The sequence below is a fragment of the Streptomyces sp. NPDC005263 genome (genome assembly GCF_042872365.1).
In the GTDB taxonomy this organism is placed as follows: domain Bacteria; phylum Actinomycetota; class Actinomycetes; order Streptomycetales; family Streptomycetaceae; genus Streptomyces.
On record NZ_JBIAKJ010000001.1, the window covers coordinates 1,038,942 to 1,062,018 of the forward strand.

Annotated in this window: 20 protein-coding genes; 8 read left to right on the forward strand and 12 right to left on the reverse strand. The window is 71.1% G+C overall.

From position 1 onward, the window contains the following. Window positions 1-9 precede the first annotated feature (9 nt). Entirely contained in the window at window positions 10-1,812 is a 1,803-nt protein-coding gene (locus ACFYRY_RS04710; RefSeq protein WP_389139974.1) for an ABC transporter ATP-binding protein, read from the reverse strand. 94 nt (window positions 1,813-1,906) lie between these two features. Here ACFYRY_RS04710 and ACFYRY_RS04715 point away from each other — a divergent pair, with 94 nt between their 5' ends. Continuing rightward, the gene (locus ACFYRY_RS04715) at window positions 1,907-2,368 is read left to right on the forward strand and encodes a MarR family winged helix-turn-helix transcriptional regulator (RefSeq protein ID WP_389139976.1); all 462 of its coding nucleotides are present in this window, start codon (window positions 1,907-1,909) and stop codon (window positions 2,366-2,368) included. Between the two features lie 91 nt (window positions 2,369-2,459). On the opposite strand, the gene ACFYRY_RS04720 is transcribed toward ACFYRY_RS04715, so the two are convergent. The 3 genes from ACFYRY_RS04720 to ACFYRY_RS04730 form a co-directional block, all read right to left on the reverse strand. Beyond that, the gene (locus ACFYRY_RS04720; RefSeq protein ID WP_389139978.1) at window positions 2,460-3,938 is read right to left on the reverse strand and encodes a cation:dicarboxylate symporter family transporter; all 1,479 of its coding nucleotides are present in this window, start codon (window positions 3,936-3,938) and stop codon (window positions 2,460-2,462) included. Window positions 3,939-4,110: 172 nt separating this feature from the next. Then, window positions 4,111-5,808 carry a peptide-N4-asparagine amidase gene (locus tag ACFYRY_RS04725; RefSeq protein WP_389139981.1) on the reverse strand — a complete coding sequence of 566 codons (1,698 nt, stop codon included), beginning with the start codon at window positions 5,806-5,808 and terminating at the stop codon, window positions 4,111-4,113. Between the two features lie 58 nt (window positions 5,809-5,866). Further along, window positions 5,867-6,610, reverse strand: coding sequence for a hypothetical protein (locus ACFYRY_RS04730; RefSeq protein WP_389139983.1), 744 nt, complete (start codon window positions 6,608-6,610; stop codon window positions 5,867-5,869). 153 nt (window positions 6,611-6,763) lie between these two features. On the opposite strand from ACFYRY_RS04730, the gene ACFYRY_RS04735 reads away from it, so the two are divergent. The 4 genes from ACFYRY_RS04735 (at window position 6,764) to ACFYRY_RS04750 (ending at window position 11,466) form a co-directional block, all read left to right on the forward strand. Next, on the forward strand, window positions 6,764-8,653 hold the full coding sequence (locus ACFYRY_RS04735; RefSeq protein WP_389139985.1) for an ABC transporter transmembrane domain-containing protein: 1,890 nt from the start codon (window positions 6,764-6,766) through the stop codon (window positions 8,651-8,653). After that, entirely contained in the window at window positions 8,650-10,431 is a 1,782-nt protein-coding gene (locus ACFYRY_RS04740; RefSeq protein ID WP_389139988.1) for an ABC transporter ATP-binding protein, read from the forward strand. The genes ACFYRY_RS04735 and ACFYRY_RS04740 overlap by 4 nt, the downstream gene beginning before the upstream one ends. 240 nt (window positions 10,432-10,671) lie before the next feature. Then, the gene (locus tag ACFYRY_RS04745) at window positions 10,672-11,142 is read left to right on the forward strand and encodes a DUF5709 domain-containing protein (protein ID WP_389139991.1); all 471 of its coding nucleotides are present in this window, start codon (window positions 10,672-10,674) and stop codon (window positions 11,140-11,142) included. Between the two features lie 54 nt (window positions 11,143-11,196). After that, on the forward strand, window positions 11,197-11,466 hold the full coding sequence (locus ACFYRY_RS04750) for a type B 50S ribosomal protein L31 (RefSeq protein WP_389139993.1): 270 nt from the start codon (window positions 11,197-11,199) through the stop codon (window positions 11,464-11,466). Between the two features lie 71 nt (window positions 11,467-11,537). Here ACFYRY_RS04750 and ACFYRY_RS04755 read toward each other — a convergent pair whose 3' ends face one another. Beyond that, window positions 11,538-12,332: a metal-dependent hydrolase gene (locus ACFYRY_RS04755; protein ID WP_389139996.1), complete on the reverse strand. Its 795-nt coding sequence runs from the start codon at window positions 12,330-12,332 to the stop codon at window positions 11,538-11,540. A 145-nt stretch (window positions 12,333-12,477) separates the two neighbouring features. Here ACFYRY_RS04755 and ACFYRY_RS04760 point away from each other — a divergent pair, with 145 nt between their 5' ends. Both ACFYRY_RS04760 and ACFYRY_RS04765 read left to right on the forward strand, forming a co-directional pair. After that, window positions 12,478-14,991: a DEAD/DEAH box helicase gene (locus ACFYRY_RS04760; RefSeq protein ID WP_389139998.1), complete on the forward strand. Its 2,514-nt coding sequence runs from the start codon at window positions 12,478-12,480 to the stop codon at window positions 14,989-14,991. 19 nt (window positions 14,992-15,010) lie between these two features. After that, complete coding sequence (locus ACFYRY_RS04765) at window positions 15,011-15,877, forward strand: acyl-CoA thioesterase (RefSeq protein ID WP_389140001.1); 867 nt, start codon at window positions 15,011-15,013, stop codon at window positions 15,875-15,877. Here the strand turns inward: ACFYRY_RS04765 and ACFYRY_RS04770 are convergent. Beyond that, window positions 15,864-16,775: a DUF6397 family protein gene (locus ACFYRY_RS04770; protein ID WP_389140004.1), complete on the reverse strand. Its 912-nt coding sequence runs from the start codon at window positions 16,773-16,775 to the stop codon at window positions 15,864-15,866. The genes ACFYRY_RS04765 and ACFYRY_RS04770 overlap by 14 nt on opposite strands. Before the next feature lie 124 nt (window positions 16,776-16,899). Next, a complete protein-coding gene (locus ACFYRY_RS04775; protein WP_389140008.1) occupies window positions 16,900-17,313 on the reverse strand; it encodes a roadblock/LC7 domain-containing protein in 414 nt (137 codons plus the stop codon). A 98-nt stretch (window positions 17,314-17,411) separates the two neighbouring features. Here ACFYRY_RS04775 and ACFYRY_RS04780 point away from each other — a divergent pair, with 98 nt between their 5' ends. Beyond that, window positions 17,412-17,840, forward strand: a complete 429-nt coding sequence (locus ACFYRY_RS04780) for a PPOX class F420-dependent oxidoreductase (protein ID WP_389140011.1) — start codon at window positions 17,412-17,414, stop codon at window positions 17,838-17,840. Window positions 17,841-17,869: 29 nt separating this feature from the next. On the opposite strand, the gene ACFYRY_RS04785 is transcribed toward ACFYRY_RS04780, so the two are convergent. From ACFYRY_RS04785 to ACFYRY_RS04805, 5 genes are all read right to left on the reverse strand, one after another. Then, complete coding sequence (locus tag ACFYRY_RS04785) at window positions 17,870-18,475, reverse strand: ATP/GTP-binding protein (RefSeq protein ID WP_389140013.1); 606 nt, start codon at window positions 18,473-18,475, stop codon at window positions 17,870-17,872. 69 nt (window positions 18,476-18,544) lie between these two features. Next, window positions 18,545-18,958, reverse strand: coding sequence for a DUF742 domain-containing protein (locus ACFYRY_RS04790; RefSeq protein ID WP_389140015.1), 414 nt, complete (start codon window positions 18,956-18,958; stop codon window positions 18,545-18,547). Window positions 18,959-18,980: 22 nt separating this feature from the next. Then, on the reverse strand, window positions 18,981-19,418 hold the full coding sequence (locus tag ACFYRY_RS04795) for a roadblock/LC7 domain-containing protein (protein WP_389140017.1): 438 nt from the start codon (window positions 19,416-19,418) through the stop codon (window positions 18,981-18,983). Further along, complete coding sequence (locus tag ACFYRY_RS04800; protein ID WP_389140019.1) at window positions 19,415-22,090, reverse strand: nitrate- and nitrite sensing domain-containing protein; 2,676 nt, start codon at window positions 22,088-22,090, stop codon at window positions 19,415-19,417. Before ACFYRY_RS04800 ends, ACFYRY_RS04795 begins: the two co-directional genes overlap by 4 nt. Before the next feature lie 86 nt (window positions 22,091-22,176). Further along, window positions 22,177-22,950 carry an MHYT domain-containing protein gene (locus ACFYRY_RS04805; RefSeq protein ID WP_389140021.1) on the reverse strand — a complete coding sequence of 258 codons (774 nt, stop codon included), beginning with the start codon at window positions 22,948-22,950 and terminating at the stop codon, window positions 22,177-22,179. Window positions 22,951-23,077 lie beyond the last annotated feature (127 nt).

Sequence of the window (23,077 nt, forward strand, 5' to 3'; positions counted from 1 at the left end):
GACATATCGTCAGCTTGTCGACTCCAGTCGGGCGTCTCGGCGGACCAGGGCCGCGTACCGCCCGTCCCGCGCCAGCAGCTCCTCGTGCGAGCCGCGTTCGGCCACCTGCCCGGAGTCCAGCACCACGATCTGGTCGGCACCCCGGATGGTGGACAGCCGGTGCGCGATGGTGATCGTCGTCCGGTTGGCCGACAGGGCGTCGATCGCTTCCTGGACGGCGTGTTCGGTGCGGGTGTCCAGGGCGCTGGTCGCCTCGTCGAGGATCAGTACCGGCGGGTCGCGCAGGATCGTCCGGGCGATGGCCAGCCGCTGCTTCTCACCGCCGGAGAAGCGGTGGCCGCGTTCGCCGACGACGGTGTCGTAGCCGTCGGGCAGGGAGGAGATGTGGTCGTGGATCTGGGCTGCCTTGGCCGCCTGCTCGATCTCCCCGTCGGTGGCGTCCGGCTTGGCGAAGCGCAGGTTGTCGGCGACCGAGGCGTGGAAGAGGTACGTCTCCTGGGAGACGACGCCGATCGCCCGGGCGAGGGTGTCGAAGTCCAGGTCGCGCACGTCGACGCCGTCGAGGGTGACCCGGCCGCCCGTCACGTCGTACAGCCGCGGCACCAGATAGCCGAGCGTGGACTTGCCGGCGCCGGTCGGGCCGACGACCGCGAGACCGCTGCCCGCGGGGACGGTGATGTCGATGCCGTCGAGGATCGGGCCGTCCTTGCCGTCGTAGCGGAACTCGACGCCCTCGAAGCGGACCTCGCCCTTGACGCGGTCGAGACGCACCGGCTGGTCGCGCTCGGTGATGTCGATGGGCAGGTCGAGGTACTCGAAGATGCGCTGGAAGAGCGCAAGCGAGGTCTGGATCTGCACGCCGGTCGACAGCAGGCTCACGGCCGGGCGGAACAGGCCCTGCTGGAGCGAGACGAAGGCGACGATGGTGCCGATGGAGATCTGGGTGCCCTCCGTCTGGAGGGCGAGACCCGCGGTCCAGTAGATGAAGGCGGGCATCGCGGCCATGACGATCGAGATGACGGCCATGCGCCACCGTCCGGCCATGTTCGACCGCACCTCGAGGTCGACCAGTCCCTCCGACTCCTCGGCGAAGGAGCGGGTGAGCGAGTCGGAACGCCCCATCGTGCGGCCCAGCAGGATGCCGCTGACCGACAGCGACTCGGTGACGGTCGCCGCCATCGCGGCCATCTGCTTCTGGCGCTGGGTGGTGATCTTCTTGCGTTCGTTGCCGACCCGGCGGCTGATCCACACGAAGACCGGCAGCAGCACCAGGGAGACGACGGTGAGCCGCCAGTCGAGGGCCACCATCGCGATGATCGTGGCGACCACGCTGGTCAGGTTGGAGACCAGGGAGGTGGCGGTCGAGGTGACGGTGGCCTGCATGCCGCCGATGTCGTTGGCGATGCGGGACTGGACCTCACCGGTGCGCGTGCGGGTGAAGAAGGCGAGGGACATCCGCTGCAGTCGGCCGTAGACCGCGGTACGCAGGTCGTGCATGACGCGCTGGCCGACCGTGGTGGAGATCAGGGTCTGCAGCACACCGAAGACACTGGTGAGGACGGCGCTCAGGATCATGCCGAGCGCGAGCAGGCTCAGCAGGCCGGTGCGGCCCTCGGGGATGGCGACGTCCAGCGTCTCCTTCAGCAGGAACGGGGTCGCCACGGTGACCAGCGACGCGGCGCCGACCAGCAGACCGACGATCCCGAGCCGGGCCCGGTACGGCTTGAAGAGCTTGAGGATGCGGCGCACCTGCCGGGGCTGTTCGGTCGAGGTGCCGGGAGAGGGGGTCCAGTCGATGTGGTCGCGGGGCATGGTCTCCTACGGAGGGTGAGGTGATGAGGATTTACGGAGCTTAGCTCATTGTTACCTATACTCACAATGAACATGGTCCTGATATTGTTCCCCCATGACCACCCCTGATTCCGACGGCCTGCTCGCCGAGCAGCTGCTGCGGCTGACCCGTCGGCTGCAGCGCATCCAGAAGCGCCATCTGGAGCAGCGTGGTCTCGGCATCACCCCGGCCCAGTCCCGGCTGCTGCGCACCCTCGCGCACTGCGACGCGCCGCCCCGGATGGCGGACCTCGCGCAGCGGCTGGAGGTGGTACCCAGGGCCGTGACCACGCTCGTCGACGGGCTGGAGGCCAGCGGCAAGGTGCGCCGGGCGCCGGACCCGACCAACCGCCGGGTGATCCGTGTCGAGCTCACCGACGACGGACGCAAGGCCCTGCTGGAGCTGCACGGCGCACGCAGGTCCGCCGCGGAGGAGATCCTGGCCCCGCTGACGGGCGGACAACGGGAACTGCTCGGCGGACTGCTGGACACGCTGGTGGACGCGGCGCCGAAGCCGGGGCGTGGGCGGGGCTGCTGAGCGGCTGAGCGGCTGAGCGGCTGGGTCAACGCGCCGTGGGCCGCGCTCCGTACTGCTGGAGCGCGGCCCACGATCTGTCCTGTCGCGGTCGTCAGTCGGCTTCCTGGGCCGGTTCCTTGGCCGGCTGGGCCGGTACGGCCGCCAGCCCGCCGTCGGGATCGGCCGCGACCGGCGCCACCGGGGCGTCGGCGCCCGGCGCCTTCGTCGCGGACGACTCCCCCTTGCCGCCGTCCGCTTCCGGGACGACGGGCACGATCTCGTCATCGCCTTCCGTCGGCACGATCGCGCCGTCCAGGACCTTCTTCGCCCTGTCGGCGTCCAGCGCGCCCTCCCAGCGGGACACGGCGAACACGGCGACACAGTTGCCGAGCAGGTTGGTCACGACGCGCATCGAGTCCATGATGCGGTCCACGCCGAGCAGCAGGGCGACGGCGCCGGCGGGGATCGCGCCCAGCGAGGAGGCGGTCGCGGACAGGGCGAGGAAGGCCGAACCGGGGATGCCCGCCATGCCCTTGCTGGTCAGCATGAGCACCAGGACCACGGTGATCTGCTGGCTCAGGCTCAGGTCCACGCCCACGGCCTGGGCGATGAACAACGTGCCGATGGACAGGTAGAGCGAGGCGCCGTCGAGGTTGAACGAGTAGCCCGTGGGCAGCACCAGACCCACCGCGTCGTCGCGGGCACCGGCCCGGCGCAGCTTCTGCATCACCCGCGGCATGACCGACTCGGTGGACGCGGTGCCGAGCGCGAGCAGCATCTCCTCGCGGATGTAGCGGACGAACTTCCAGAGGCTGAGCCCGGTGACCGCCTTGAGAGCGACGCCGAGCAGCACGAGGAAGAGTGCGGCGGCGACATAGCACAGGATGATCAGCTTGGCGTAGGTCTCGATCACGCCGAGTCCGTACTGGCCGATCAGGGAGGCCATCGCGCCGAACACCGCGATCGGGGCGAGACGCATGATGAAGCCGACGATCGCGAAGATGATCTCCTGGGCCTGCTCGACGGCGGGCAGCACCTTCGGCACCTTGGTGTGGCCGAGGTGCAGCAGCGCGGCACCGACCAGGCAGGCCAGGATCAGCACCTGCAAAAGCTCGTTCTCGGCGAACGCGCCTATGAAACTCTGCGGCAGCGCGTTGAGGACGAACTCGGTGGTCGAGGGCAGCGAACCGCCCCCGGTCTGCGCGTCGACCGCCGAGGGGTCGAGCTGGGACGGGTCGACGTTCATTCCCGAGCCGGGTTGCACGATGTTGGCGGCGAGCAGCCCGATGAGCAGGGCGACGGTGCTCGCGACCTCGAACCAGACGAGGGCCTTGAGTCCGATCCGGCCGAACGCCTTCAGGTCACCGGCCTTGGCGATGCCGACGACGACCACGCAGAACACGAGGGGGGAGATGATCGTCTTGATGAGACGGGTGAAACCGTCACCGAGCGGTTGGAATTGCGTGGCCGCGTCCGGCCACAGCTTTCCGACGACGATTCCGAGGACGAGCGCGCAGGCGACCTGCGCGAAGAGAGAGGTACGCAGTATGCGTGCGACGCGTCGCGGCAGGGACGGGACGGACGGTGGCACGGGCACTCCTTGAGGGGGGACGGTGACACTCAGAAGCCTGAACGGGACTTCTGCGATACGGAAAGCGCATTCCGTGCCGTTCACTGTGGAGGTGCCGTCGATCCCGCACAAGACCACCGTGTTTCCCTCGCGTAAATCCCGCCCGCATGTGACGCATCGCACGCAACTGCCCTCAGCAGCCTCGGTGATCCCGGGTGAGCAGTCCCTGAACGGCCGTCAGAGAGCGGTCGTAGCACCCGGATGACCCGCGGATCCGATAACGCTCGCTCGTCTTACCGACCGCGTGCCGCTGGTCCCGGGGCACGTTCGCCGTGTACGTCGCGTCACCCGTGTAGGTGTCGTCCAGCCGCGTCCAGGCGGTGCGTCGACCGTCGCGCGCGTGAGTCACCGCGGCACGGTCACCGAGGGTCAACGCGGTCCGCAGCCGGTCGCCGGCGCCGAGCGTGGTGGTGCCGTCCATCGTGTACGTCCGCCGGGTGTGCGTCGTACGGGCCGGTCCGCGCCCGTCGACGGTGACCGACTCCTCGTCCGCCCAGGTGGCGTCCAGGGCGTCGACGGTTTCTCCGTCGGTCCAGCGGTGCGTAGAGGTGTTGGCGAGTGCGCGGCTGACGGTGGTCGTGACCCTGCCGTGCGAGGTGTCGACGTATCCGGCGACGGTCAGCCGATGCCCACCCTCGGTGGCCACGCGATGTTCCGTACCGGGCGTGTACGTCGAGGAGTTCACGAGGTCCGCGCTCCTGTGCGTGGTGAGCTTCCCGCCCACCTGCGTGCTCCCGGTGTCCTGGTCGACGAGAACGTTGACCGGGGTGCTCCAGCCGCTCTGCCCCTCGGGGACGCCGACGACCGATACCTCGACCCGGTGCGGGCGGCCGTCGTTGAGGATCCCCGCGAACGGCGTCAGGTCGTATTCGATCGGCTTGATGTCCATGGCGCGCGGACCCGGAACCACGTACCAGAGAAAGGGGTTGGACCAGCCTCCGGTCCACACGGTCGGGAACGGCGCGGCGATCCCGGCGAGGCGGCCGTCGACCTTGATCTGCACCTCACGGTAGGGGCCGCCCGCGGCCTGACAGGAGTACGGGGCCGAGTCGGGCACCGTCAGATACCAGTACTCCTCACAGCCGCCGCCGGATCCGGTGGCGTACACCTCGGCGACGATGCGTTCGCTGTTGCGCGGAGTGGTGAGGGTGTTGTCCTTGAGGGTCAGCACGCGGTCCGGCGCCGGGGCCTGCCTTCCCGCGTAGAAGGTGAGCGTGACCTTCACGTCGATGACTCCGGTGTACGTGTCGTCGACGACGTTCCCGATCAGCATCTCGACATCCCGGCTGCCGCGGAAGGTGTCGCTGTAGCGCGTGACGTCCTTCTCGACGGACCACTCGATGCCGTCGGGCGAGGGCTGGGGCGTCGACGTACGGAGGATCTCGACGCCGCCGACATGGACGTAACCGAGCCGGTCGAACTGCCGTCCCTTGACCTTGCCGTCCAACCGCAGCACCACCTTGCTCCAGCGGTCGCCGCATCGCTCGGGGGGCGTGTAGGAGCCCCGGTACGGCGTGAAGTCACGGAACTGCGCCTCGGCGAGGGTGACTCGGCAGGACTTCCCGGCGGGCTTCGGCACGGGTGGGGCCGCGGTGACCGGGTCGTGCCAGTCGGTCCCGAACTCGGCCGGTATGTCGGCGGGTTGGGCTGGGGTGTCTCCGGATCCGACGTCGGCTCGCGCGGGTTGGACCGGGGCCCGGGCGGCTGACGCTGATGCGGCTGAGTCGGCTTGGGCGAGGGGCAAGGCCGCCTGGGCCGGGCTCGTCCCGAGGAGGGTGCTCGCCAGGAGGGTCGCTCCGGCGAGCATGGACATGGTGATCCGTCTCTTCATGGCCGGTGTTCTACGGCGAGTCGGGCACCCTCCGCAATGAGGCCTCCCCCCGGAGACCTCAGGTCCGCAGGTCGGCCCTGTCCCCCATGACGACCACGGGATGCCGCTGCGGATCGAGGGTGCGCAGCAGATACCGCATCGCCGACCTGGGCAGGCTGACGCAGGCCGACGTGCCGCTGCCGTGGTCCATGTGCAGCCAGATCCCGCCGCCCTCGGACTGTCCTCGCGGGCGGGTCGGGTCGTTCGGCGGGGTGCCCTTGACCCGGTTGTAGTCGATGGCGATGACGTAGTCGAAGTCGTGCCAGTACGAGTTGGGCCACCAACGCGGGGCCGCGAAGGCGGCCGACCGGGTGTAGGGAAGCCGGGCCCCGGGGTCCGGGAGCACACCGCCCGCGTCGCTGAGCGTGAACACGCCGACGGGACTGCGGTGGTCACCCTCGTGGTGGTTCGTGGTCCAGCCCTTCTTGCCGTTGTGCGCGGGCCAGTTGCCGGTGCGGTCCCAGGTGGTGCCGTGCCGGGTGTAGAGGACCACGGTGGACTCGGCGGAGTTCCTGCCAGCGCCGTAGACCGCGACGACCTGGCGGGTGTCGGCGGGGATCCGCCGCCGCAGCCGGTCGCCGATGTCGGGGATGCGTGTCGGGTCGGTTTCCTGGCGGGTGTCGGCCGGGTTGCCCGCGGCTCTCGTCCCCGGTGCGCCCCGTCCGGCGGCCGGGCCCGGACCGCCGCAGCCGGGCAGCGAGACCAGGAGGGCTCCCAGGGCCGCCGTCGCGAGCGCGGCACGCCGTACATCACCACTGCGCATCGCTCCATGGTCGCATCGCGGGCAGCCGGTTCTGTTCGCCGCAACGGAAAACCGGTTGCTTCCGACCATGCCGCGACGCGAACCTTTCACGGTTTGTTGCCGCCGTTCGCGGCCCCCTCCCCCCACCCCCCTGACACGAGCCACTGGGACGTCATGCAGATTCAAGACCTTCCGTACCCCGACCCCGGTTCGCCGGACGCGCGCTCGGGTCCCCGCTTCCTGTGGTGGCTCTTCCGGAACCAGCTGGGCGGACAGCTCAAGTCGCTGGCCTGGGGCCTGCTGCACTTCGGGTCCGTCTCCGTACTGCCGTTCTGTGTCGGCCTGGCCGTGCAGGCCGTCGTCGACCGCTCCGGTCACCGGCTCGCCCTCGCGGGTGCCCTGCTCGCGGTGTGCTGCGTCGCCAACGCGGTCGGCGAGACCTTCCTGCATCGCACGGCGATCACCAACTGGATCACGGCCGCCGCGCGCGTCCAGCAGTTGCTGGCCCGCAAGGCCGCCCTGCTGGGCTCGGCGCTGACCCGACGGGTCGCGGCCGGCGAGGTCGTGGCCGTCTCCACGGGCGACGTCGAGAAGATCGGCTGGTTCGTGGAGGCCGTCTCCCGGTTCACCGCGGCGGCGGTCACCATCGTGCTGGTCTGTGTCGGCCTGGTCGTCTACCAGCCGGCGCTCGGCGTGGTCGTCGCGGTGGGCCTGCCGCTCCTCGCCCTGGCGGTGCTGCCGCTGCTGCCCCGGGCGACCCGACGTGCCGACATCCAGCGGGAGAAGGCGGGGCGCGCCACCGAACTGGCCTCGGACACCGTGGCCGGTCTGCGCGTCCTGCGTGGCATCGGCGGCGAGGACCTCTTCCTCGACCGCTACCGCCGCGCCTCCCAGGAGGTGCGCCACGCGGCCGTGCGCAGTGCCCGGATGTGGTCGCTGATCTCCGCGATCCAGGTCCTGCTGCCCGGACTGCTGCTGATCGGGGTCGTCTGGTACGGCGTCCGCCTGGCTCGGGAGGGCCGGATCGACGTCGGTGAACTGGTCACCGTCTACAGCTCGGTGATGCTCCTGACCTATCCGCTCAGGCACTTCGAAGAGATCGCGATGGCCTACTCCTTCTCCCGCCCGTCGGCCCGGCGTGCCGCTCGGGTGCTGTCGCTGGAGCGTGCCACGGACACCGGGGGCTCGCGCGCCGCCGAGACCCCGTCAGGCGACCTGTACGACCCGGCGACCGGTCTGCTCGCGGTCGCCGGCCGGCTCACCGCCGTGGTGTGCGGCGACCCGGACGCGGCGGGGCTGCTGGCGGAGCGGCTGGGCGGACACCCCTCGGAGGAGGGCGCGTCGGTCCTGCTGGGCGGTGTGCCGCTCGACGACCTGCCGCTCGACTCGGCCCGAACGGCCGTCCTCGTCCAGGACAAGGATCCGGTCCTGCTGTCCGGCTCGCTGCGTGAACTGCTCGACGTGCCCGCCTCGGGCGGTGTCGGCGCCGAGGAGGCGCTGGCGGCCGCGCAGTGCGGGGACGTCCTGACCGCCCTCGTGCAGGGGTCGGTCGACGCCGAGGACCCGATGGACGCCCGGATCACCGAGCGGGGACGGTCCCTGTCCGGCGGCCAGCGGCAGCGGCTCGCACTGGCCCGGTCGCTGGTGACGGACCCGGAGGTGCTCGTCCTCGACGAGCCGACCTCCGCCGTCGACTCGCACACGGAGGCACGGATCGCGGACGGGCTGCGGGAGCTGCGCACCGGACGCACGACCGTCGTGTTCACCTCCTCCCCGCTGCTCCTGGACCGGGCCGACCGGGTCGTGCTCGTGCACGAGAACGAGGTCGTGGCGGTCGGGGTGCACCGCGAGCTGGTGCACAAGGAGCCCCGGTACCGGGCCGTGGTGACCCGGGACACCGACGCGGAGGCCGCCGAACCCGAGCAGGGGACGACAGGGTCCGAGCGGGCCGACGTGCTGGAGGCGGGCGACGTGCCTGCTTCCGGCCAGGCATGGAGCGCGGGCCAGGCACTGGACACCGCCGAGGTACTGGACGCACTGGAAGAGATCGAGGAGACAGCATGATCGGCGTGGCGCCCCCGGCGTACGACCCGGCGGCCCCGACGACGGCGAACACCCTGCCCGTCGGCACCACCGCGACCGTCCGCGCCTACGTGGCCGAACTGTTCCACCGGCACCGCCGTGCCTTCCTGCTCCTGATGACCGTCAACACGGTGTCCGTGGTCGCCTCGATGGCGGGGCCGTGGCTGCTGGGCGGGCTCGTGGAGCGGGTGTCTGACGGGGCCCGCGAGCTCCACCTGGAACTGACGGCCGGACTGTTCCTGTGCGCGCTGGCCGTCCAGGCGGTGTTCGTGCGGGAGGTGCGGCTGCGCGGGGCCATGCTCGGCGAGCGGATGCTGGCCGACCTGCGCGAGGACTTCCTGGTCCGGTCCGTCGGGCTGCCTCCGGGGGTCCTGGAGCGAGCCGGGACGGGCGACCTGCTGTCCCGGATCACCACCGACATCGACCGGCTGTCCAACGCGATGCGGGAGGCCGTGCCACAGCTGACGATCGGCGTGGTGTGGGTGGCCCTGCTGCTGGGCGGGCTGGTGATCACCGCGCCGCCGCTGGCGGCAGCGGTGCTGCTCGCCGTACCGCTGCTGCTCGTGGGCTGCCGCTGGTACTTCAGACGGGCCGGAGCGGCCTACCGCTCGGAGGCCGCCGGGTACGCCGCCGTCGCCGCCGCGCTCGCGGAGACCGTGGACGCCGGACGCACCGTCGAGGCCCAGCGGCTCGGCGCCCGCCGCATCGCCCTGTCGGAGCGGCGCATCAAGGAATGGACGGCCTGGGAGCGTTACACGCTCTGGCTGCGGTCGGTGCTCTTCCCCGTCGTCAACGTCACCCATGTGATGATCCTCGCCTCGGTGCTGATGGTCGGCGGTGTGTTCGTGCTGCAGGGCTGGATCGGCATCGGGCAGCTCACCACGGGCGCGCTGATCGCGCAGATGCTCGTCGACCCGGTCGGGCTGATCCTGCGCTGGTACGACGAGCTGCAGGTGGCCCAGGTGTCGCTGGCCCGGCTGGTCGGGGTCCGGGAGATCCAGCCCGACGCCGGTGACGACGCGGTGGCCCCCGACGGGCGGGACGTGCACGCGGACCAGGTGCGTTTCGGCTACCTCGAAGGCGTGGACGTGCTGCGTGAGGTGTCGCTGGCGGTCGCCCCCGGCACCAGGATGGCGCTGGTAGGCCCGTCGGGTGCGGGCAAGTCCACGCTGGGCAGGCTGCTCGCCGGGATCTACGAGCCCCGGGACGGCCGGATCACCCTGGGCGGCGCCGAGCTCTCCCGGATGCCCGCCGAGCGGGTCCGGGCGCATGTGGCTCTCGTCAACCAGGAGCACCACGTCTTCGTGGGGTCCCTGCGCGACAACCTGCTCCTCGCCCGGACCGAGGCGGCCGACGCCGAGCTGTGGGCGGCGCTGGGCGCGGTGGACGCGGACGGGTGGGCGCGCGCCCTGGACGACGGCCTGGACACCGAGGTCGGCTCGGGCGGGCTGGCGCTCACTCCCGCCCAGGCGCAGCAGATCGCGCTGGCCCGGCTGGTGCTGGCCGACCCGCACACGCTGGTCCTGGACGAGGCGACCTCCCTGCTCGATCCGCGAGCGGCCCGCCATCTGGAGCGGTCCCTGGCCCGGGTCCTCGACGGCCGCACGGTGGTCGCGATCGCCCACCGGCTGCACACCGCCCATGACGCGGACGTCATCGCCGTCGTGGAGAGCGGCCGGATCAGCGAGCTGGGCAGCCATGACGAGCTGGTCGCGGCCGACGGGGCGTACGCGGCGCTGTGGCGGTCCTGGCACGGCTGACGGCGCGGCTCCGCCGGAGCGAGTGCGGTGTCGGGGGCGGCACGGGGCGAGGACGAGTGGTCCTCGGCCCGTGCCGTTGCGCGGTGCCGAAGTCGAGTGGAAGGCTGGAAAGCGGCACCGGCTCGGGGAGCGTTCGCGAACCGCGCGGTTCACCGACGGGCGCGGCTTGTGCACCGTACGTCTGCGGTCCGCCGCCGGCCACGGGGAGAAGGAGCCCGGCCCCATCACCTGGAGGTACCCGTGAACAGCGCCGACGGATGGGGAGACGACGTCTACCAGCCCGACGGATCCGAGATCCAGGACGACGCGGGGCTGCTCGACGCGGAGGACACCCTGGACAACGACGGAGTCGGTGACCCCCTCGACCGCGGCTGGTCGCCTCCGGACCGCCCCTGGGCGGTGGAGCACACCGGTGTGACGGCCGCGGAGCGCCACACGGGCGAGACGCTGGACCAGCGGCTCGCCGAAGAGCGTCCCGACCCGCCCGCGCCCGACGGCGACGGCCTCGGTGACTGCGACGGAACCGACGGGGAACTCCTCGACAACGAGGTCGGGGCGGCCCGCTCCGGCCGTCTGGTGGCGCCGGACGAGGGTGCGCACGAGGACGAGGAGAGTGCGCTGGTCGCCACGGACGTGGGTATCGACGGCGCTGCCGCCTCCGCGGAAGAGGCCGCGGTGCACATCGTCGACGAGGAGGCGCGGCCCGGCTGACCCCACCGGCCCCGTGCCGTCGGCCGTCCCACCGACGCCGCACAAGGAGGACCCATGCAGCAGGACAAACGGCCCGACTACCACCCCGTCGTCTTCCGCGACCGCTCCGCCGGGTACGCCTTCCTCACCCGGTCCACCGCGACCAGCGACCGGACCATCGAGTGGGACGACGGCGAGACCTACCCGGTCGTGGACGTGGAGATCTCCTCGGAGAGCCACCCCTTCTACACCGGCACGGCCCGCACGGTGGACGCGGAGGGCCGCGTCGCCCAGTTCGAACGGCGCTACGGCGGCGGGGCGGACCGACGATCCGGCGGGCCGTGAGTCCCAGGGGCCGAACCCGGCGGATCGTGAGCCCCCGCGGCCGAGGACGGCGGTCGCGTCGCGCGGCCCGCTCAGATGAAGTTGAGCGCCGCCGCGCAGCCCACTCCGCCGAGCAGCATGAACGCCGGCATCAGCACCTTCAGCTCTACCCAGCTGCCCGCCCGGAAGCGCATGAACTTCGGCGGACCGATCGGATACCAGCGCTTGCGGCCGAGCGGGATGGGCCACAGGATCGGGCAGCCCGAGACCGTCAGCGCGTCCCCTATGTCGTGCACGAGCGCGCCCAGCACGATCGGCAGCCCCAGCCACAGGTACTCCTGGCCCGGCGCCGTGAACAGCCAGTCCGAACCGTTGCCCGGCTTGTCCAGGACACCGGCGACGATCCACGCGCTGGTCGCGGCCAGCAGCCAGACCAGCACATCCGCACTGGAGCCACGGGTCGCCCGCCACAACAGACCCTCGATGGCCAGCACCATGTGCACGAACAGGATCGCCAGCACGGCCCAGCGGCCACCGGTGATCGCCGCCGCCGAGGCGCCCGCGCCGATCAGCGCGGCCCACACCCAGGTGTGCGTGAGTGTCCGGTGTCCACCGGAACGACGCGGGTCGCCCTGCTTCTTGGTGGCCTTGTAGACGGCGTAGGAGAGCTTGTCGACGATCTCGCACAGCCCGCGGGAGATGGGTCCGAAGGACCGCGAGATGGTGGCGGCCTTGTGGTCGAGATCGGGGGCGAGCGCGGCGCCGGCGCAGATCAGAGCCCCGGCGAGGAGGACCGGCCAGGGCATCGTGTGCCCTGCAGCCGCGGCTGCCGCGCCGACGCCCAGCCAGGCGGCGGCCCCCGACAGTGAGTGTGCTGGTCCCATCATGGCCGGTGTCCGCCCCATTCCTCGTGTGCCACTGTGCAGTTGACTTGGCGCGCTGACGCGCCGTCGGCGACACAGCGTAGCGTTCGTGATCTTCGCGCCCGCAGCCGATTCCCCCATCGGGCCGGAGGGCAGGCAAGATGGGTGGGTGACCCTCATCGATCAGCTGCCGCCGACCGCCGACCCCGACGCCCTCTATGACGCCTTCGAGTCGTGGGCCCAGGAGCGCGGTCTCACGCTCTACCCGCACCAGGAGGAGGCGCTGATAGAGGTGGTCTCCGGTGCGAACGTGATCGTGTCGACGCCCACCGGCTCCGGCAAGAGCATGATCGCCGCGGGCGCGCACTTCGCGGCACTGGCCCGTGACGAGGTCACCTTCTACACGGCACCGATCAAGGCGCTCGTGTCGGAGAAGTTCTTCGAGCTGTGCAAGATGTTCGGCACGGAGAACGTCGGCATGCTGACCGGCGACGCGTCCGTCAACGCGGACGCCCCCGTCATCTGCTGCACGGCCGAGGTGCTCGCCTCGATCGCGCTGCGGGACGGACGGCACGCGGATGTCGGCCAGGTCGTGATGGACGAGTTCCACTTCTACGCGGAGGGGGACCGCGGCTGGGCCTGGCAGATCCCGATCCTGGAGCTTCCCCAGGCGCAGTTCGTCCTGATGTCGGCCACCCTCGGCGACGTCGCGATGTTCGAGAAGGACCTGACGCGGCGCACCGGCCGGCCGACGTCCGTGGTCCGCTCGGCGACCCGCCCCGTGCCGTTGTCCTACGAGTACCGGCTCACTCCGCTCACGGAAACACTGACCGAGCTGCTGGACACCAAGCAGGCGCCGGTCTACATCGTGCACTTCACGCAGGCGCAGGCCGTGGAGCGGGCGCAGGCGCTGATGAGCATCAACATGTGCACGCGCGAGGAGAAGGACCAGATCGCCGACCTGATCGGGCACTTCCGCTTCACCACCAAGTTCGGCCGCAATCTGTCCCGGTACGTGCGGCACGGCATCGGCGTCCATCACGCCGGGATGCTGCCCAAGTACCGCCGCCTGGTGGAGAAGCTCGCCCAGGCCGGTCTGCTGAAGGTCATCTGCGGTACGGACACCCTCGGCGTCGGCGTCAACGTGCCGATCCGGACCGTGCTGTTCACGGCGCTGGCCAAGTACGACGGCGTTCGCGTACGCACGCTGCGGGCCCGTGAGTTCCACCAGATCGCCGGACGTGCCGGACGGGCGGGCTTCGACACGGCGGGCTACGTCGTCGCGCAGGCTCCGGAGCACGTGGTGGAGAACGAAAAGGCGCTCGCCAAGGCGGGCGACGACCCGAAGAAGCGCCGGAAGGTGGTCCGCAAGAAGGCGCCCGAGGGCTTCGTCGGGTGGACGGACAGCACCTTCGAGAAGCTCATCGCCTCCGACCCGGAGCCACTGACGTCCCGTTTCCGGGTGACGCACACCATGCTCCTGTCGGTGATCGCCCGGCCCGGCAACGCCTTCGAGGCGATGCGGCACCTTCTGGAAGACAACCACGAGCCGCGCAAGCAGCAGCTCAGGCATATCCGCCGCGCCATCGCCATCTACCGCTCGCTCCTGGACGGCGGGATCGTGGAGAAGCTCGACAAGCCGGACTCCGAGGGCCGCGTCGTCCGCCTCACGGTGGACCTCCAGCAGGACTTCGCGCTGAACCAGCCGCTGTCCACCTTCGCGCTCGCCGCGTTCGAGCTTCTCGACCCGGAGTCGCCGTCCTACGCCCTGGACATGGTGTCCGTCGTCGAGTCGACGCTGGATGATCCGCGGCAGATCCTCGCCGCCCAGCAGAACAAGGCGCGCGGGGAGGCCGTGGCCGCGATGAAGGCGGACGGCGTGGAGTACGAGGAGCGCATGGAGCGCCTCCAGGACATCAGCTACCCGAAGCCTCAGGAAGAGCTCCTCTTCCACGCGTACAACACCTACCGCAAGAGCCACCCCTGGGTCGGTGACCACCCGCTGTCCCCGAAGTCCGTCGTCCGCGACATGTACGAACGGGCCATGTCCTTCACCGAGTTGGTGTCCTTCTACGAGCTGGCCCGCACCGAGGGCATCGTGCTGCGTTACCTCGCCGGGGCCTACAAGGCCCTGGACCACACCGTCCCGGACGACCTCAAGTCGGAGGACCTCCAGGACCTGATCGAGTGGCTCGGCGAGATGGTGCGCCAGGTCGACTCCAGCCTGCTGGACGAGTGGGAGCAACTCGCCAACCCGGAGGTCATGACCGCGGAGGAGGCTCAGGAGAAGGCCGACGAGGTCAAGCCCGTCACGAGCAACGCGCGCGCCTTCCGCGTCCTCGTCCGCAACGCCATGTTCCGTCGTGTCGAGCTCGCCGCCCTCGACCAGGTCGAGGAGCTCGGTGAGATGGACGCGGACTCCGGGTGGGACGCCGACGCCTGGGGCGAGGCGATGGACAAGTACTGGGACGAGTACGACGACCTCGGTACCGGACCCGACGCCCGCGGTCCGAAGCTGCTGCTGATCGAGGAGGAGCCGCAGAACGCCCTGTGGCGGGTCCGCCAGATCTTCGACGACCCGAACGACGATCACGACTGGGGTATCAGCGCTGAGGTGGACCTCACGGCCTCCGACGCCGAGGGGCGTGCGATCGTTCGTGTCACCGAAGTCGGACAGCTGTGAGCACAGGAGAATCCCACCCATGACGAATCCGGCCGAGAAGCTCGTCGATCTGCTCGACCTCGAGCAGATCGAGGTCAACATCTTCCGCGGCCGCAGCCCGCAGGAGTCGCTGCAGCGTGTCTTCGGCGGCCAGGTGGCCGGCCAGGCACTGGTCGCCGCCGGCCGCACCACGGAGGGCGACCGTCCCGTGCACTCGCTGCACGCGTACTTCCTGCGTCCGGGCCGGCCCGGTGTGCCGATCGTGTACCAGGTCGAGCGGGTGCGGGACGGGCGGTCCTTCACGACCCGCCGGGTCACCGGGGTGCAGCAGGGCCGCACGATCTTCAATCTCACCGCCTCCTTTCACAAGCCTGAACAGGCGAGCTTCGAGCACCAACTGCCGCCGGCCCGCGAGGTTCCGGCACCGGACTCCCTGCCGACGGTCACGGACGAGATCCGGGAGCATCTGGGATCGCTGCCCGAGCAGTTGGAGCGGATGGCCAGGCGTCAGCCGTTCGACATCCGCTATGTGGACCGGCTGCGCTGGACGTCCGAAGAGGTCAAGGACGCCGAGCCGCGCAGCGCGGTGTGGATGCGTGCGGTCGGGCCGCTGGGCGACGACCCGCTGGTGCACACCTGCGCGCTGACCTACGCGAGCGACATGACCCTTCTGGACGCCGTCCGTATCCCGGTCGAGCCCCTGTGGGGTCCGCGCGGGTTCGACATGGCGTCGCTGGACCACGCCATGTGGTTCCACCGCCCGTTCCGCGCGGACGAGTGGTTCCTGTACGACCAGGAGTCCCCGATCGCCACGGGCGGACGCGGGCTGGCCCGCGGCCGGATCTACGACCTGGAGGGTCGGCTGCTCGTGTCGGTCGTCCAGGAAGGCTTGTTCAGAGCTCTCTAGGCCGGGAGCTTGCGCGCCGCAGCCGGCCGAACAGGACGCGGGACGGCTGCGGCCCGTCGGTCACGGCGGTGGCCGGCCGCGGTGCCGGGTGGCACTGTGTGGGGACAGGGCGAGGAGTGGCGCGAGGGGCGGGACGGTGATCGCGAGCCACCGCCAGAAACGCCGTCAGCTCGGCCCTGTACAAGCCGATCTCGTCCGCGTGCTCCGCCGTCATGATCCGCTGGGTGAGCCGCGCGACGGGCGAGCCCGGCACGCCGTGGGCGGGCGGCCCGGGTCGGAAACGGTTCACGTGGGAGCGTTCATAGGGGTCCGGGACGAACTCCGCGACGTGAACGGGATCAAGGAAGGCGGCCACCGCCCCGGCACGTCCCCACGGCTCCTCGGTCCGTCGCAGCAAAAACCCCAGGTGGCGTGTGCGCCAGTTGCGGGGGCGCAGGTCCAGGCCCTCGCCCAGCAGCTCGCGTGGTCCGGCCTGCATACGGGCGTGGAGCCGCGGGGCGTGCTCCTCGGCGCCTGCGACCTCCCGTAGCTCTTCGGCGAGGTAGAGCCAGATCACGGCGTGCCGTCGGGTGAGATGGAAGGTCACCGGCGACACCGTGCCCAGCCGGGCGAGGCAGGTGAAACGGTCGGGGCTCACGCCCATGACGGCCGCGCCCTCCTCGGTTCCCACGGTCCTCACCCGCGCCCGCAAGGAGCCGGGGAAGCCCTCGCTCGCGCGCAGCCGCTCGATCTCGGAGCGGGGGACGTGTCGGCCTCCGCCTCCTTCGTCAGGCAGTGTGCGGATGTGCCCGAGGTTCACGGCGAGGTCGAACTCGCTTCGCTTCAGTCTCAGTTCACGGGCCGCGCGACTGGACGCACAGGCAAGGTGACGTGGCCTCGTGATGGTGTCGGTCGGCATGTCCCGTCTCCCCCGTGGAGTGTGCTCACGCTGTGTGCGTTCGCGGTGACACAAACCGTAGCCGGTCCGACCCGCCTCCTGGCAGGCCTGTGGATAACTCCGCTGGAGCTATCGAAGCAGCAGGTCAGAGGTCCGATGCCGGGCTTCGCTCGGGCTGTCGGGCGTCCACGGCCAGGTGCTCACCGACCCGGTTGACGAGCAGCGTCATCTCGTAGGCGATCTGACCGATGTCCGCCTCCGCGCCGCTGAGCACACACAGGCAACTGCCGGTGCCCGCCGCGGTGACGAACAGCACCGCGTCGTCGAACTCGATCATGGTCTGGCGCACCTGTCCCGCGCCGAAGTGCCGTCCGGAGCCCTTGGCCAGGCTGTGCAGTCCCGAGGAGACGGCGGCGAGATGCTCCGCGTCCTCGCGGCGCAGTCCGGTGCTCGCCCCCGTCACCAGCCCGTCGGTGGACAGGACCAGAGCGTGCCGTACGTGTTCCACCCGCTCGGTCAGGTCGTCCAGCAGCCAGCCAAGTCCCTGGTTGTGCAGCATCGTTCCCCGTCTCCCCGTGCGACGTCTCCTCCCTGGCCGGAGGATCTCTCCTCGCCAGCCTTCCCCACGACCGGCGTCCGGGCAAGGAGGATGGGGACATGGCACAGAACATGACCGACACCGAATGGCGGGCGTTCGTCTCGCACGGCACCCGCACCGCGAAGCTGTCGACCGTACGGGCCGATGGGAGCCCGCACATCGCACCGATCTGGTTCCTGCTCGACGGGAACGAGGTGGTGTTCAACACCGGCAAGACCACAGTGAAGGGACGGAATCTGGCCCGGGACGGCCGGGTCGCGCTGTGCGTCGACGACGACCGGCCGCCCTTCCACTTCGTGGTCCTCCAGGGCCACGCCCGGGTGATCGAGGAACTCGACGAGGTCCGGCACTGGGCCGGCCGTATCGGGGCGCGGTACATGGGCGAGGAGCGGGCCGAGGAGTTCGGCGCCCGCAACGGCGTCCCCGGCGAACTGCTGGTCCGCGTCACGATCGACAAGGTTCTGGCGCAGAAGGACCTCGCCGACTGAGCACCCGCCCGTACCGGGTCACGGGCGGGTCATCCCACCGAGTCGAGCAGCCGGGCGGTGTGCATCCGCCCGGCGTACTCGACCAGGCTGATCAGGACCTCCTTGCCCGAGTCGCGGTCACGGGCGTCGCAGAGGACCACGGGTGTGCCCGGGTCCAGATCCAGGGCGCGCGAGACATCCTCGGCCCCGTAGGACCGTGCGCCCGTGAAGCAGTTCACAGCCACCACGAACGGGATGTGCCGGTGCTCGAAGTAGTCCACCGCGGGGAAGCAGTCCTCCAGGCGGCGGGTGTCGGCGAGGACCACCGCTCCGAGGGCTCCCTGTGACAGTTCGTCCCACAGGAACCAGAAACGGTCCTGGCCGGGGGTGCCGAACAGGTAGAGGGACAGACCTGAGCGGATGGTGATCCGTCCGAAGTCCATGGCGACCGTCGTGGTGACCTTGTGGTCGACGCCGTCGGTGTCGTCCACCAACTGCCCTGCTTCGCTGAGCAGTTCCTCGGTGCGCAGCGGCCGGATCTCGCTGACGGCACCGACCAGGGTGGTCTTGCCCACGCCGAATCCGCCGGCGACCAGAATCTTCAACGCCAGCGCGGTCGTGTCGCCGTCCTGGGCGTCGGAGTGCTCGGAGACCATCGATCACTTCTCTCGGGAGGGCCGGGTCGAGTCGGCGTCGTACGCGTCCGGGTGGTGGTGAACCTTCATCTACAGAGCTCGCAGTCCTTCGATCACCTCACGCAGGATCCGCTCGTCAGGCAGCCGCGCGGGCGGCACCGGGCGGCTGACGGTGACCAGGCCGAGTTCCAGCAGGTCACCGAGGAGGACTCTGACCACGCCCACCGGCAGATCGGCGCCCGCGCCGAGTTCCGCGACCGACTGGGTCTCGGTGCGGCACAGGTCGACCAGGGCGCGGTGTTCCGGACCGAGCGCGGTGTCGTCGTCGAAGCCGGGCGCGCCAGGGTCCAGCGTCACGAGGGCGATCAGGTCGAAACGCACTCCGGTGGGGCCCGGTTCGGTGCGGCCGCCCGTCATGGCGTAGGGACGCACCAGCGGCCCGGCCTCGCCGTCGTACCACTGGCTGCCCGGCTCTCGCGGGGCGTGTGTCAGGTTCTCGGTCATCTGGGTGGACCGCCTCGTGGCCTCATCCGGCTGCGGGGGGCCGCGCGCCGATGCGGGGGGCCGTGTACAGGTGCTCGCCGACGCGTTTGACCAGCCGTGCCATCTCGTAGGCGACCAGGCCTATGTCCGCCGTCACCGCGGTGAGGACGGCAAGGCAGGAACCGTCGCCCGCGGCGGCCACGAACAGGAAACCGTCGTCCATCTCCACCATGGTCTGGCGCACGCCTCCGGCCCCGAAGTGCCGGCCCGCGCCCTTGGCCAGGCTGTGGAAACCGGAGGCAACGGCGGCGAGATGTTCGGCGTCCTCGCGGTGCAGATCGGTGGAGGCGCCCACGGCGAGGCCGTCGTTGGACAGGACGACCGCGTGCCGCACCTCCCCCACCCGCACCACCAAGTCGTCCAGCAGCCAGTCCAGTTCGCCGGACCTCTGGGCGGCTCTCATGCTCGAGTCCTGGATCATGCGGGGTCTCCTTCGCTGCTGTCGCTGCCCGCTGGGAAGTCTGGGAAGTCTGGGGAGGCACCGTTGCCGGGCCGCCTGCCGCCGCCGCGGGTCCAACCGTCGCGGTAGGCAGCCATGCGGTCCCTCACGAGTTCGGGGGTGCGCCCCTCGTCGCTCGGGCGGGCGGACGTCCACGCCGGTTCCTCGGCCACCCGTTCGCGCAGTTGCGGGGCGAGGCTGGCCTGCCGGACCCGGCGGGGCAGGTCGTCTGAGTCCTCCAGGAAGGCGTCCTGGGAGGGGTCCCGGGAAGCGTCATCAGGGGTTTCCGGGGAGACGTCGTCGAGGTCGTCCGGCGAGACGTGGTAGAGGTCGTCCGGAGGACGGTGCAGACGCAGGGTGGCGACTCCGGGAGGCGGGTTGCCGGCCGTGGCCCGCGCGTCCGTGGCCGCCCGGACACCCGCGGGAGGTGAGTCGTCGACCGTGGCACGGCGCTTCGTGGTGGTCCGGGGAGCGGCCAGTGCGGGCCGGTCGGCCGAGGCGGGGACGGACTCCTGACGCGGGTCGGCGGCGGCCACGCGGGCGTGCTCGTGTTCCGCCCGCCGGGTCGCGTCCGCCGACCGGTGAGGCGCCGGTTGTGCCGCTCCGGCGTGCAGCAGCGCGGTGGGCAGCAGAACGACCGCGGTGGTGCCGCCGTAGGGCGAGGTCCGCAGGTGCACCTTGATGTCGTGCCGGGCGGCGAGCCTGCTCACCACGAAGAGCCCGAGCCGGTCGCTGTCGAACAGGTCGAGGGCCTCGGACTGTTCGATGCGCCGGTTCGCCTCGGCAAGGGTCTCCTTGCCCATGCCCAGGCCGCGGTCCTCGACCTCTACGGCGTAGCCGTTGCCGACGGGCTCGCCGGTGACCCGCACACGGGTGTGCGGCGGCGAGAACTGGGCGGCGTTCTCGATGACCTCGGCGAGAAGGTGGGTGAGGTCGGCGACGGCCGTGCCGGTGACGGACGCGTCCGGCAGTTGGCGCACCTCCACGCGCGCGTAGTCCTCGATCTCGGAGACGGCCGCACGGACCACGTTCGTCAGGGAGACCGGCAGGCGCCACGCGCGGCCGGGCGCGGCGCCGGAGAGGATGATCAGGCTCTCGGCGTGCCGCCGCATCCGGGTGGTGAGGTGGTCGAGCCGGAACAGGTCGCTCAGTTCGTCCGGGTCGTCGGAGCGGCGTTCCATGCTGTCGAGGAGGCTGAGCTGCCGGTGGACCAGGACCTGGCTGCGGCGGGCGAGGTTGACGAAGACGCCGGAGATGCCGCTGGCGAGTTCGGCGCGCTCGACGGCGGCCCGGAGCGCGGCGCGGTGCACGGTGCCGAGCGCCTCGGCGACCTGTCCGGCCTCGTCCTCGGCGGGCCGTCCGGGCGGTGCCTCGGCCCGGACGTCGATCTCCTCGCCCGCGCGCAGTCTCCGCATGGCCTCGGGGAGTTTGCGGCGGGCGATCTCCAGGGCACTGTTGCGCAGGCTCACCAGCTCGACGACCAGGCCCCGGCCGATGCGCACGGAGATCACCAGGGAGGCGGCGACGGCAAGGAGGCCGAGGAGGACGGCGGCGCCGGCCGGGGTGAGCAGACCGCGGGTGAACGGGTCGGCCCGGTCGGAGACTTCGCGTCCCGCGTCCGCCTCGATCGCCCGCATGTCGTCCCGCACCCGCGCGTGGGCGTCTTCCCAGGCGGCCCGCGGTGCCGCGGCGAGCGCACGTCCGCCCGGATCCGCGGCGAGGACCTTGTCCTCGGTGGCGCCGACGGTGCCGTAAGGGCTGCCCCCGGCGACGTCGAGCCAGGCTGCGCGTTCGTCGCCTCGCAGGTCGGCCACGGCGGACTCGGTGAGGGCCCGGCGGGTGTCGACGGCGCCGGTGAACAGCCGCAGCCTCTCGCCCGACAGCCCACCGGCCAGGCGTGCGCTGCCGAGGACGGCGTCCTCTTGGGCCAGCGCCTCCTGCGCGCGGGAGAACTCCAGCAGCACGCGCGCGTCGGAGCCGAGTTCCGCGTCCTGGATGCCGGTGAGGGCACCGCCCACGCCGAAGGCGTTGGCGATGGTCTTCGTGTACCGCCCGTACGTCTGGTGCCAGTCCGCCCGGTGGTCGAGTACGGCGGTGCGCAGTGCGGGCAGTCGTTCGGCTCCGGCGACGAAGGTCTCGAGCCGCTGTGCCACGCCGGCGGGCAGTTCCTCGCTGTCGGCGACGGTGTTGCCGTCGCCGAGCCGGAGCCTCGCCACGGCGCGGTCCGTGCGCACGCCGAGGTTCTTCAGGTCGCCGCTCTGCCCGGCTGCCGGGTCGGTGGCGTAGCGGACGGCGGCCGCCCGCTCGGTCTGGAGCGCGGCCACCGCCTCCGCGACCGGGGTGCGGATCGTGGTGTCCACGCGCTGCAACTGCCGGAGCCTGGAGATGTCCTGGGCGGTGGAGACGGTGGCGAACGCCCACAGGGCGAGCAGCGAGACGACCGGCACCATCAACAGGCAGACGATCTTGGCTCGCACCGTCCGCGGTCGGAGGCGCCAGCGTCCCCCGTGCGCGGGCGGCGCGTCCGGTATCGCGTCCAGGGGTTCGTCCGGGTGTTCGTCGGCGGGCGGTCCGGCGTGCGCGCGACGGCCGCGCGCGGGGGCCTGGTCCGGCGTCTCGGCGTCGGCTTCGGGGGTCCTACGTGGTGTAGGCATGGCCTCCTCGCTCGGGAGTGGGTCGGGGCGCCCGTGCGGGCGGGGCAGGCGGGACGGTCGCGGACGGCCCCTGGGTCAGACAGGGCCTAGGAGGCCGCGTTCTCGACCGGTCGCTGGGCCGAGGCGGAGGCCTGACGCTCCCCCGTGGTGGGCGACAGCGCGACGAAGGCCGAGGTCAGGAAGAGGTAGGAGCCGAGTCCGACGGCGAGGGGGAAGATGAACTGCATCGCCGTGGCTCCGGGCAGGGGCGCCCCGGACGGGGCGACGCGCACGCTCACCGCGAACATGCCGGTGTAGTGCATGCTGCTCACGGCCGCCCCCATGATCAGGGAGGCGAGGGTGACGGCGACGGGTGACTTGATGTTGAGGGCGGCCCACAGGGCCGCTGTCGCCGCGACCACCGCGATCAGGACGGAGAGCCCGACGAGCGCGGGATCGTAGGCGACGTCGCCGTGCAGGCGTACCGCGGCCATGCCCAGGTAGTGCATGCTCGCCACGCCGAGTCCGGTGGTGAGCCCGCCGAGGAAGAGGGCGCGGGTGCGGTCGCGGCCGTAACCGACGGCGAAGACGCCGGCGCTGACGACCACCACGGCGACGAGCAGGCTCGCGATCGTGAGCGGCACGTCGTAGCGGATGTCGGTGCCGTGGACGCTGAAGCCGAGCATCGCCACGAAGTGCATGGTCCAGATGCCGGTGCCGATCGCGGAGGCGGCGGTGACGAGCCAGTTCCGGCGCGAGCGTCCGGTGGCGCCGAGCGCGCGGACGGTGCAGCGCAGCCCGAGGGCGGCGCCGATGCAGGCCATCACGTACGACAGCACGGGGGTCAGCCACCCGAGGGCTGCGTGGTCCAGGTGTCCCATGGCCCCGGGACGCTAGTCGGGACAGGGACACACAAAGGGGGCTCATTTCGAAAACGGTTGGAATATGGCGCAGAGGTGTAGCTGAACGATCGCGGCACGCTCGAACGTGTGCACCCGACCGTCATCC

Coding starts and splice junctions, on each gene's coding strand:
- ACFYRY_RS04710 (WP_389139974.1), bottom strand. CDS start 1,812: ATGCCCCGCGACCACATCGACTGGACCCCCTCTCCCGGCACCTCGACC.
- ACFYRY_RS04715 (WP_389139976.1), top strand. CDS start 1,907: ATGACCACCCCTGATTCCGACGGCCTGCTCGCCGAGCAGCTGCTGCGG.
- ACFYRY_RS04725 (WP_389139981.1), bottom strand. CDS start 5,808: ATGAAGAGACGGATCACCATGTCCATGCTCGCCGGAGCGACCCTCCTG.
- ACFYRY_RS04730 (WP_389139983.1), bottom strand. CDS start 6,610: ATGCGCAGTGGTGATGTACGGCGTGCCGCGCTCGCGACGGCGGCCCTG.
- ACFYRY_RS04735 (WP_389139985.1), top strand. CDS start 6,764: ATGCAGATTCAAGACCTTCCGTACCCCGACCCCGGTTCGCCGGACGCG.
- ACFYRY_RS04740 (WP_389139988.1), top strand. CDS start 8,650: ATGATCGGCGTGGCGCCCCCGGCGTACGACCCGGCGGCCCCGACGACG.
- ACFYRY_RS04750 (WP_389139993.1), top strand. CDS start 11,197: ATGCAGCAGGACAAACGGCCCGACTACCACCCCGTCGTCTTCCGCGAC.
- ACFYRY_RS04755 (WP_389139996.1), bottom strand. CDS start 12,332: ATGATGGGACCAGCACACTCACTGTCGGGGGCCGCCGCCTGGCTGGGC.
- ACFYRY_RS04765 (WP_389140001.1), top strand. CDS start 15,011: ATGACGAATCCGGCCGAGAAGCTCGTCGATCTGCTCGACCTCGAGCAG.
- ACFYRY_RS04770 (WP_389140004.1), bottom strand. CDS start 16,775: ATGCCGACCGACACCATCACGAGGCCACGTCACCTTGCCTGTGCGTCC.
- ACFYRY_RS04775 (WP_389140008.1), bottom strand. CDS start 17,313: ATGCTGCACAACCAGGGACTTGGCTGGCTGCTGGACGACCTGACCGAG.
- ACFYRY_RS04780 (WP_389140011.1), top strand. CDS start 17,412: ATGGCACAGAACATGACCGACACCGAATGGCGGGCGTTCGTCTCGCAC.
- ACFYRY_RS04785 (WP_389140013.1), bottom strand. CDS start 18,475: ATGGTCTCCGAGCACTCCGACGCCCAGGACGGCGACACGACCGCGCTG.
- ACFYRY_RS04790 (WP_389140015.1), bottom strand. CDS start 18,958: ATGACCGAGAACCTGACACACGCCCCGCGAGAGCCGGGCAGCCAGTGG.
- ACFYRY_RS04795 (WP_389140017.1), bottom strand. CDS start 19,418: ATGATCCAGGACTCGAGCATGAGAGCCGCCCAGAGGTCCGGCGAACTG.
- ACFYRY_RS04800 (WP_389140019.1), bottom strand. CDS start 22,090: ATGCCTACACCACGTAGGACCCCCGAAGCCGACGCCGAGACGCCGGAC.
- ACFYRY_RS04805 (WP_389140021.1), bottom strand. CDS start 22,950: ATGGGACACCTGGACCACGCAGCCCTCGGGTGGCTGACCCCCGTGCTG.